This is a genomic window from Aeromicrobium sp. Leaf272 (assembly GCF_001422865.1).
In the GTDB taxonomy this organism is placed as follows: Bacteria; Actinomycetota; Actinomycetes; order Propionibacteriales; family Nocardioidaceae; genus Aeromicrobium.
Genome location: NZ_LMMY01000011.1, coordinates 61,473 through 70,502, shown reverse-complemented (window position 1 = coordinate 70,502; position 9,030 = coordinate 61,473). Strand labels below are relative to the sequence as shown.

At 73.8% G+C, this 9,030-nt stretch carries 8 protein-coding genes; 4 read left to right on the top strand and 4 right to left on the bottom strand.

Annotated features, from left to right (window positions below; all coding sequences use genetic code 11):
• The first annotated feature begins 93 nt into the window (after positions 1–93).
• The 4 genes from ASF38_RS07410 to ASF38_RS07395 all read left to right on the top strand — a co-directional run bounded on the left by ASF38_RS07410 (position 94) and on the right by ASF38_RS07395 (position 4,981).
• Complete coding sequence (locus ASF38_RS07410) at positions 94–696, top strand: GNAT family N-acetyltransferase (protein WP_056574862.1); 603 nt, start codon at positions 94–96, stop codon at positions 694–696.
• Positions 693–2,540 carry an IucA/IucC family siderophore biosynthesis protein gene (locus ASF38_RS07405; protein ID WP_056574859.1) on the top strand — a complete coding sequence of 616 codons (1,848 nt, stop codon included), beginning with the start codon at positions 693–695 and terminating at the stop codon, positions 2,538–2,540. The genes ASF38_RS07410 and ASF38_RS07405 overlap by 4 nt, the downstream gene beginning before the upstream one ends.
• Before the next feature lie 94 nt (positions 2,541–2,634).
• Positions 2,635–4,434 (top strand): penicillin acylase family protein, encoded by a 1,800-nt coding sequence (locus tag ASF38_RS07400; protein WP_056574856.1) that lies wholly within the window; start codon positions 2,635–2,637, stop codon positions 4,432–4,434.
• A 1-nt stretch (position 4,435) separates the two neighbouring features.
• Positions 4,436–4,981 (top strand): GNAT family N-acetyltransferase, encoded by a 546-nt coding sequence (locus ASF38_RS07395; protein WP_056574854.1) that lies wholly within the window; start codon positions 4,436–4,438, stop codon positions 4,979–4,981.
• On the opposite strand, the gene ASF38_RS07390 is transcribed toward ASF38_RS07395, so the two are convergent.
• The 4 genes from ASF38_RS07390 to ASF38_RS07375 all read right to left on the bottom strand — a co-directional run.
• Positions 4,978–5,568 carry a hypothetical protein gene (locus tag ASF38_RS07390; protein WP_056574851.1) on the bottom strand — a complete coding sequence of 197 codons (591 nt, stop codon included), beginning with the start codon at positions 5,566–5,568 and terminating at the stop codon, positions 4,978–4,980. The two genes, ASF38_RS07395 and ASF38_RS07390, sit on opposite strands and share 4 nt — an antisense overlap.
• On the bottom strand, positions 5,565–6,524 hold the full coding sequence (locus tag ASF38_RS07385; protein ID WP_055961164.1) for an NADPH:quinone oxidoreductase family protein: 960 nt from the start codon (positions 6,522–6,524) through the stop codon (positions 5,565–5,567). Before ASF38_RS07385 ends, ASF38_RS07390 begins: the two co-directional genes overlap by 4 nt.
• A gap of 80 nt (positions 6,525–6,604) precedes the next feature.
• On the bottom strand, positions 6,605–7,864 hold the full coding sequence (locus ASF38_RS07380) for an NADH:flavin oxidoreductase/NADH oxidase family protein (RefSeq protein WP_055961161.1): 1,260 nt from the start codon (positions 7,862–7,864) through the stop codon (positions 6,605–6,607).
• A 79-nt stretch (positions 7,865–7,943) separates the two neighbouring features.
• A partial coding sequence (locus ASF38_RS07375) for a cytochrome P450 (protein WP_156366869.1) occupies positions 7,944–9,030 on the bottom strand: 1,087 nt, incomplete at its 5' end.

Here is a 9,030-nt window from a genome sequence, read left to right as displayed (position 1 = left end):
GTACCCGGTGGAGGAGCGCATCGCCTTCCAGACGTTCGGGGCACCCGCCGACGACCGCGCCCTGTCGGGGGTGGACCGATGAGGCCCGGGTCGATGAGGATCGGGCTGGAGCCGCTCGACGTCGACCGCCACGCGCCGCTGCTGCACGCGTGGGTGACCCACCCGCGGTCGGTGTTCTGGATGATGCAGGGCGCGAGCGTCGACGACGTGCGACGCGAGTACGCCGACATCGTCGCGAGCCCGCACCACGACGCCTGGCTGGGCCGGACCGGCCCCGGCGGGGGTGCCGGGGCGTGGCCGGCAGAAGGTACCCCCTCGTTCCTGGCCGAGACCTACGACCCGGCGCACTCTCCCCTGGCGTCGATCCACAGGACGCAGCCGGGCGACCTCGGCATGCACGTGCTGGTGGCGCCGACGGACACGCCGGTGCACGGCTTCACGGCGGCCGTCTTCGCGGCCGTCGTGCGGCACTGCTTCACGCTCCCGGGCCACGACGGCGTCACGACCCGCCGGGTGGTGGTGGAGCCCGACGCCCGCAACACCGCCATCCACGACCTCAACGCCCGCGCCGGCTTCGTGGCCGAGCGCGAGATCGACCTGCCCGACAAGAGGGCGCTGCTGAGCACCTGCACGGCGGAGGGCTTCGCCGCCAGCGAGCTCGGCGCGACCGACGACCCGACGGGAGACGTCGCATGACCCCCACCGCCCTGCTGGAGACGCCACACATCCTCGACCCCCAGGCCCTGGACACCGCCGACCACCTGGAGCCGGTGACGCTCGAGCGCGCCCAGCGTCGGCTCGTCGCGAAGGCCCTGGGCGAGCTCACCCACGAGCGCCTCCTGTCGCCCGAGCCGGTGGCCGACGCGGGAGGCTGGTGGGAGGTGCGCACCACCTCCTCGAGGTGGCGGTTCCACGCCCACGTGCACGAGCCGGAGCACTGGTCGGTCGACCCGTGGTCGGTGCTGCGGTCCGACGACTCCACCGAGGGGGGCGAGGCGACGCTGCCGGTCGACGTGCTCGAGCTGGTGGCCGAGCTGCACGACGAGCTCGGCATCCCCGACCACCTGGTGGCGGTGTACCTGGAGGAGCTGAGTGCCACGCTCGCGGCGGCGTGCTGGGCCGACACCCACCACGCGCACACCGTCGAGGACCTGCTCGACGCGGACCTCGCCACGGTCGAGGCCGCCATGCACGAGGGGCATCCCGCGTTCCTCGCCACGAACGGTCGGATCGGGTACGGGCTCGACGACTACCGCGCGTTCGCGCCCGAGACCGGCAGCGACGTGCAGCTGGTGTGGCTGGGCGTCCGCCGCGAGCACGCCGTGCTGGCCCTGGGGGAGGGTCTCGACGAGGACGCGCTCTACGCCGACGAGCTCGACGCGGACCAGCGCGACGCCTTCGACACGCGGCTGCGCGACCTCGGTCTCGATCCCCGCGACTACCTCCTGGTGCCGGCGCACCCCTGGCAGTGGACGAACAAGCTGGCCGTGACCTTCGCGGCCGACGTCGCCCGACGTGACGTGGTGCCGCTCGGTACGAGCCGCGACGCCTACCGTGCGCAGCAGTCGGTGCGGACGTTCCTCAACGTGTCCGACCCGTCGCGCATGTACGTCAAGACGGCGCTGTCGGTGCAGAACATGGGCTTCATGCGGGGGCTGTCGCCGCACTACATGCGCGGCACGCCCGCCATCAACGACTGGGTGCACGCCCTCGTCGGGGACGACGCGGAGCTGCGTCGGTGCGGGTTCACGGTGCTGCGCGAGCGGGCCGCCGTCGGCTACACCGGTGGGGTCTACCAGCGCGTGGCCGGCGCACGCCGCGGGCCGTACCAGAAGATGTTCGCCGCGCTGTGGCGCGAGACGCCGCGGCTCGGGGCAGGGGAGCGGGCCGCGACCATGGCGTCGCTCCTGCACCGCGACCGCGAGGGGCGGAGCCTGGCCGCAGCGACGATCCGGGCGTCGGGGCTGGCGCCCGCGGACTGGGTGCGCCGCTACCTCGACGCCTACCTGCGGCCGGTCGCGCACTGCCTGTGGGCGCACGACCTGGCCTTCATGCCGCACGGGGAGAACCTGATCCTCGTGCTGCGGGACCACGTGCCCGTGCGCGCGATCATGAAGGACGTGGGCGAGGAGGTCGCGCTGCTCGCGGCCGACGGACCCGAGGCACACCCGCTCGACTCCCTGCCCGAGGCCGTGCAGCGGATCCGGGCCCGGGTGCCGGAGGGCCAGCAGGCGCTGGCCGTGCTCACCGACGTGCTCGACGGCTTCCTGAGGTTCCTCGCGGCGATCCTCGCCGACGACGGGGTGCTGTCGGGAGAGGAGTTCTGGACCGTGGCGGCCGCGTGCCTGCGCGATCTGCAGGCCGACCACCCCGAGCTGGCCGCCCAGCACGCGCGGTACGACCTGCTGGCACCCGACTTCGAGCACTCGTGCCTGAACCGGCTGCAGCTGCGCAACACCCTCGAGATGGTCGACCTCGCCGACCAGGCGCAGTCGCTGCAGCTCGTCGGACGCCTGGCCAACCCCCTCCACGGCCGATGACCCCGGCCCCCACCCCGCGTCCCGAAGGGTTGTCGACGGCTCTCTCGGGCGGGAACCGTCGGCAACCCTTCGGGACGCGGGTCGGGGGTGTGGCGTGACGGTGCTGAGGGTGGAGGCGACGTCGCTGGAGGGGCTGGCGTTCGCGCAGGGTCGGGCGACGGCCGAGGTGTCGCGGGAGCGTCTGCTCGAGGACCTCGCGCACGTGGAGTCGACCACGAGCACGCCGTGGGACGCGTTCTGCGCCCGGTCGCTGCTGGCGCGGACGGCCCGGCGCGCCCACGAGCGGCTCGACGGTGAGACGCGGGCGTTCGTCGACGCCTACGCCGCGGGCGTCCGCGCGGGTGGGCTCGACGCCTGGCGTGACTGGACGTCGCTCGGTGTGATGGCCGTGCACCACGCACTGTTCGGCAGCCTCGGCCACCACCTCTGGCGTCGGCACGCGGCGCGGGTGCTCGGACCCGATGGGGTCGCGACGCTCGCGCAGGAGGTGCCGGCCCTGTCGGGCAGCAACGCCTGGGTCGTCGGTGGGCGGCGCTCGGCCGACGGGCTGCCGCTCGTCGGTGCCGACCCGCACCGCATCGTCACCGTGCCGGGCGTCTACCAGCAGGTGCGGCTCGTCGCCAGGGACGAGGACGTCGACGTCGTCGGCCTCACCTTCCCGGGGGTGCCGGGCGTGCAGCACTTCGGGCACACCGGCACGGTGGCGTGGGCCATCACCAACGCGATGGCCGACACCCAGCAGCTCACCGACGTGTCGGCGCAGGAGCCGCGCGACGTGGTCGACGGCGTGCCGGTGACGGCGCACGGTCCGCTGGTCCTCGAGCACCCGGACGGCTCCGGCGTGGCCGTGCGCACCGTGCCCTGGCTCGTCGACGACCTCGGCCTCGCCGCGCTGCTGCCGCTGCTGCGGGCCCGGTCGGTGGCCGACGTCGACGCCGCGCTCGACCACTGGGTGGAGCCGGTCAACGACGTGCTGGTGGCCGACGTCGAGGGTGCGGTCCTGCACCGCGTCGCAGGCCGCGTGCCCCGACGTGAAGGGTCGGGTGAGTGGACCGGATGGGTCGTGCCGCACCGCCGCGAGGTCGGGGCCGACGAGCACCAGGTGACGGCCAACCACCGCCAGGGCGAGCACAGTGCGGCGCTGGCCGACGAGCTCGCCCCGCCGCACCGTGCGCGCCGGCTCGAGCAGCTCCTCGACGAGCACCCCGTGCTCGACGTGGAGCAGGCCGCAGCCCTGCACGCCGACACGCTGCTGCTGCCGGCCGAGCACTGGCAGCGACGGCTCGCCGGCCTGGACCTCGCAGGCGAGCCCCAGCAGGTGCGCGAGCTGCGTGACCGGATCGTCACGTGGGACCGGCGCATGGACGCCGACTCGATGGACGCCGCACTCTTCGCCGCGCTGCGCTCGACCGTGGTGCGTCGCCTCGTCGAGCACGCGGCGCTCGCCCCGCTGCGGGAGCCGTCGGCGGACCCGTGGACCGGGCCCGGCGAGCTGTTCGCCCCCTGGCTGCGCCCCGAGCCGCGGGTGGCGCTGGCCCTGGATCGATGGCTGGAGCCCGCCGGTGTGCCGGTGCCGGGAGTGGACCTGGAGGAGGTCCTGCGCCTGGCACTGCGCGAGGCGGCTCCGCAGCTGTCGGCGCCGACGGCGTGGGGCGACGTGCACACCTTCACCCCGCTCGGCGGGCCGGCCCTTCGACTGGGCGGTGACGAGGGGTGCGTGCTGTCGACGTCGTCGGTGCCGGGCGTCGACGACCGCGTGTGGCGGGGGCCGGTCGCGCGCCTCGTGTGGTGCCTGGCCGACCGGTCCCGCAGCCGGTGGACCGTCCCCGACGACCTGGAGGTGTGGGCCGCCGGGTCCACGTCGCCGATGCAGCCCGACCACGAGGAGCCCTGACATGGCGGACACGCCCCCCTTCACGCCCCCCTTCACGCCCCCCTTCACGCACAGACCCGTCGACCCCGTGGGCGACCTCGACCTGCTGCACGGCTGGGTGACGCAGGAGCGTGCCCGGTTCTGGGGCATGACCGACCACACCCGCGACGAGGTCGGCGAGGTCTACGCCTACCTCGACTCCCTCGGGACGCACCACGCCTACCTGGTCCACGAGCACCGGGCCGACACCGTCCCGGTCGCCGTCTTCCAGACCTACGAGCCCGAGCACGACCCGGTGGGGGAGGCCTACGACGTGCAGCCGGGTGACCTGGGGGTGCACCTGTTCGTGGGCCCCGGGGAGCGTCGGCCGGGCTTCACCGGCTCGCTCGCGAGGTACCTGCTCGGCGTGGTGCTCGAGGATCCGTCGGTGCGGCGCATCGTCGTCGAGCCAGACGTGCTCAACGAGCGGTCGGTGGCCCGGTTCCGTCGTGAGGGCTTCGAGGTCGGTCCCGTGGTCGACCTCGGGCACAAGACGGCGCAGCTCGCGTTCCTCCCGCGTCCCCGCTAGGGCGTGTGGGCGAACGGGTCCCCGGTGGTCGCGTCGTAGAGCTCGACGTCCGACAGCGGGACGGTGCGGCGGGAGACGCCGACCTTCGTCCAGGCGAAGCCCTCCGGCGGGTCCTCGCCGACGGCGACCAGGTGCACGCCGTCGACACCGTCCTCGAACGCGGCCACGTAGTCACCTCCACCCGCGTAGCGGGCCCGCAGGCCGACGTGCTGCGCGGGCCGCACGTCGCCGCGGCCGTTGCGCCAGCCGTAGGCGGGGGTGTCGTAGTACGAGACGACTCGACGTCGACCGTCGGCCTCGAGCCGCCAGAACTCGGTGCCCGACGGCGCGCGCGTCTCGGTGAGCACGCCGTCGCGCACCTCGACCCCCGGCAGCTCCGGGACCACGAGGAAGTCGACGAACCGACCCGCGCCCGGAGCCGGCGCGGGGTGGCCGAACGCCGCCCGTGCCGCGTCGGCGTCGGCGTAGGTGGCCTCCGCGAGCGGCACGACCGGACCGCCGACGACGTCGAGGCCCGCGAGCATGATCCCGGTGGTCTGCCCCGGAGTGAGCAGCGCGAACCAGCGGCGTCGGGCGGAGTGCGTCACGGGGTGAGCAGCACCTTGCCGGTGGCGCGTCGCTCGTCGATGGTGGCGAGTGCCTGAGCCGCCTCGTCGAGGCCGAACGTGGCGCCGATCGGCGGCGTGAGCGCACCCGACTCCAGGTGCGGGGCGATGGCCGCCCACTCCTGGGCGACGTGCCCGGGACGGGCGAGCGCGTAGGCGCCCCAGCCGACGCCCACGACGCTGAGGTTGTTGAGCAGCAGCCGGTTGACCTTCACCTCGGGGATGTCGCCGGCGGTGAAGCCGATGACGAGCAGCCGGCCGTCCTCGCGGAGGCTGCGCAGGGAGTCGGTGAAGCGGTCGCCGCCCACCGGGTCGACGACGAGGTCGACCTTGCCGGACGCCTTGACCGCGTCGAGGAAGCCGTCGGCCAGCACGAACTCGTCGGCGCCGGCGTCGATGGCCACGGCGCCCTTCTCGGCGGTCGACGTGACGGCGATGACGTGGCCGGCGCCGAACGCCTTGGCCACCTGGATGGATGCCGTGCCGACGCCTCCGGCGGCCCCGTGCACGAGCACGCGCTCACCCGGTGCGATCCGCCCGCGCTCGACGAGGGCGAAGTAGGCCGTGAGGTAGTTGAGCGGCACCGACGCGCCCTGCTCGAAGGAGACGGCGTCGGGGAGGTGGAACGTCATGTCGGGCTGGGTGACGGCGTACTCGGCGAACCCGCCGAGCATGCAGAACCCGGCCACCCGGTCGCCGGGGGAGAAGCCGGACCCCTCGGGGGCGGTGACGACCTCGCCCGCGACCTCCGAGCCCGGCACGAACGGCAGCTCCGGCTTGAGCTGGTACAGCCCGCGGGTCTGCAGCACCTCGGGGAACGAGACGCCGGCGGCCCGCACCCGCACGAGCACCTGCCCGTCGGCGGCGGTGGGGTCGGGGAGCTCGGTGACCTCGACGGCCGAAGGCCCGTCGAGCGTCGTGATCTGCACGGCACGCATGGCCCGACCCTAGGGCCGTGGAGCACCGCTAAGCAAGCGCTTAGTGAGAGTTCGTGGCGTCGCGCCGGAATCGTTCGGGGTCAGTGCCCGCGACGCAGACGGATGCTGTCGCGGCCGTTGGTCGCGAGGTACCGGGTGACGTTGAGCAGCGCGTGCCGGTCGGGTGCGGGCTCCTTGCCGTCGGCCATCCGCCACATCTGGACGGTGTAGTAGGTCAGCTCGGTGAGGTTGTCGAGCATGCGGATCCCGCTGCGCCGTGGGCGGACCGTGCTCGCGTCAGCCCGTCCGTCGAGCAGCCGGCCGGGGACGTCGGGCTCCACGGTGAGCGGGCGGCCGAGCCCCACGAGGTCGATGCCGCCGTCGCCGAGGGCGTCGGCCATGCCCTCGACGGTGCGGAACCCACCGGTGACCATGAGCGGGAGGTCGGGGAGCTCGGCGCGGACCTGCTCGGCGAACGCGAGGAAGTAGGCCTCGCGCCGTCGGGTGGAGTCCTTGAGGCTGGGGTCGACGCCGAGCATCGCGGCCGAGGCGTACGTGCCGCCGGAGACCTCGAGCAGGTCGATGCCCTCCGCGGCGAGCGCGTGGACGACGGCGAGCGACTCGGCCTCGTCGAAGCCGCCCTTCTGGAAGTCGGCGGAGTTGAGCTTGACCGAGACCGGGACGTCGGGACCAACGGCGGCGCGCACGGCGCGGACGACCTCCAGCAGGAAGCGACGGCGCTTCTCGGGCGTCCCGCCCCACGCGTCGGTGCGGCGGTTCGACAGCGGCGACAGGAACTGGCTGACGAGGTAGCCGTGCGCGCCGTGGATCTGCACGCCGTCGAACCCGGCCTGCGTGACGACGCGGGCAGCGGTGGCGAACCGGGCGACGACGTCCTCGATCTCGGCGCTCGTCAGCGCGCGCGGCTCGGCGAAGACGCCCGCCGTGCCGGGCACCGCGACGTCGGACGGGGCGACCGGGTGCGCGGACAGCGAGCGCGGGACCTGGCGGCCGGGGTGGTTGAGCTGCACCCAGGCCGCGCTGCCGCCGGACTTCATGACCTGCGCCCACGCGGCGAGGTCGGCGGCGTCGCGGTCGTCCTCGACGACGACGTTGCCGGGCTCGCCGATCGCGCGGCGGTCGACCATGACGTTGCCGGTGATCATGAGCCCCGTGCCGCTGTGGGCCCAGCGGGCGTAGAGGCGACGCAGCCGGCTGCCCGGCGAGTGGTCGCGGCGGGCGAGCCCCTCGCTCAGGGCGGCCTTGACCAGCCGGTTGGGCAGGGTCGAGCCGTTGGGCAGCGTGAGCGGCGCAGTGAGCACCGACCGGTCGACGGTCGCGGGGGCAGGGTTCGTGGACATGGGTCCTCCGACGCAGTGGTCTGTCAGGGATGCGGGTCAGCGGGAGCGCAGGATGGTGTCATCGCGCGCGGAGCACGAGTCATCGCGCGCGGAGCACGACCGGCGCCTTGTCGTCCGGGACGTTCGTGATGTTGCGCAGGCGCGGCCCGGTGGGCTTCTCGGTGTGCACCTCGAAGCGCTGCAGCACCTCGCGCAGCACCACCGTGCCCTCCATGAGCGAGAACGCGGCGCCGATGCAGCGCCGCACGCCACCGCCGAAGGGGATCCAGGTGCCGGCCGTGACCTCGCCGTCGAGGAACCGGTCGGGACGGAACGCGTGGGCGTCGGCGAACGAGGACTCGCGGCTGTGCGACAGCATGATCGACGGGGTGACCGTGGTGCCCCTCGGGAGACGTCGGCCCGCGACGACCTGGTCGCTCTGCAGGGACCGCGCCACGAAGTCGATGATCGGGTGCAGGCGCATCGCCTCCTTCAGGCACGCCTCCAGGAAGGTCTCGTCGCCCTCGTCGGCGGCCCGCGTGGCCCGGGCCAGCAGCACCGGGTCCTGGCCCAGCTCGTGCAGCGTCCACGACAGCGCCGACGCCGTCGTCTCGTGCCCGGCCAGCAGGAGTGTGACGAGCTGGTCGCGCAGCTCCTCGTCGCTCAGCCCGTCGGTGCTGTCCGCCGCGCGTGGCCCGGAATCCCCGCCGGGGGCGGCCTCGGGGTCGTCACCGGCGCGCAGCAGCCGCGACAGCACGTCGTCGCGACCCTCGAGGTCGCCCCGTTCGTGCTCGGCGCGACGCTCCCGGATCTCGGCGTAGAGCAGGTCGTCGACCTCGCGCAGGTTGGTGAAGAAGCCGCGCCACGGCGGGACCTTGCGCAGCCGCGGGAAGATCCACGACAGCAGGATGCCGGCGTCGATGTCGACGATCCGCGTGACCTTGGGACGCAGCACCGAGAGCCGCTCCTCGTCGGTCACGCCGAAGACCACCTGGAGGATGACCTCGAGGGTGATCGCGTTCATCGCGTCGAGCGTGACCAGCCGCTGCCCGTCGTGCCAGCCCTGGACGGCCTCCTTGGCCAGACCCTCCACGAGCGGTCGGTAGCTGCGCATCGCGGGGCCCGTGAACGCCGGCATCAGCAGCTTGCGGCCGCGCTGGTGCTCGGCGTCGTCGGTGAGCAGGAGC

Bases quoted from the DNA above. Each gene is read 5' to 3' on its own strand.
- ASF38_RS07380 (WP_055961161.1), bottom strand. From the start codon at position 7,864: ATGTCCACGAACCCTGCCCCCGCGACCGTCGACCGGTCGGTGCTCACT.
- ASF38_RS07405 (WP_056574859.1), top strand. From the start codon at position 693: ATGACCCCCACCGCCCTGCTGGAGACGCCACACATCCTCGACCCCCAG.
- ASF38_RS07410 (WP_056574862.1), top strand. From the start codon at position 94: ATGAGGATCGGGCTGGAGCCGCTCGACGTCGACCGCCACGCGCCGCTG.
- ASF38_RS07395 (WP_056574854.1), top strand. From the start codon at position 4,436: ATGGCGGACACGCCCCCCTTCACGCCCCCCTTCACGCCCCCCTTCACG.
- ASF38_RS07385 (WP_055961164.1), bottom strand. From the start codon at position 6,524: ATGCGTGCCGTGCAGATCACGACGCTCGACGGGCCTTCGGCCGTCGAG.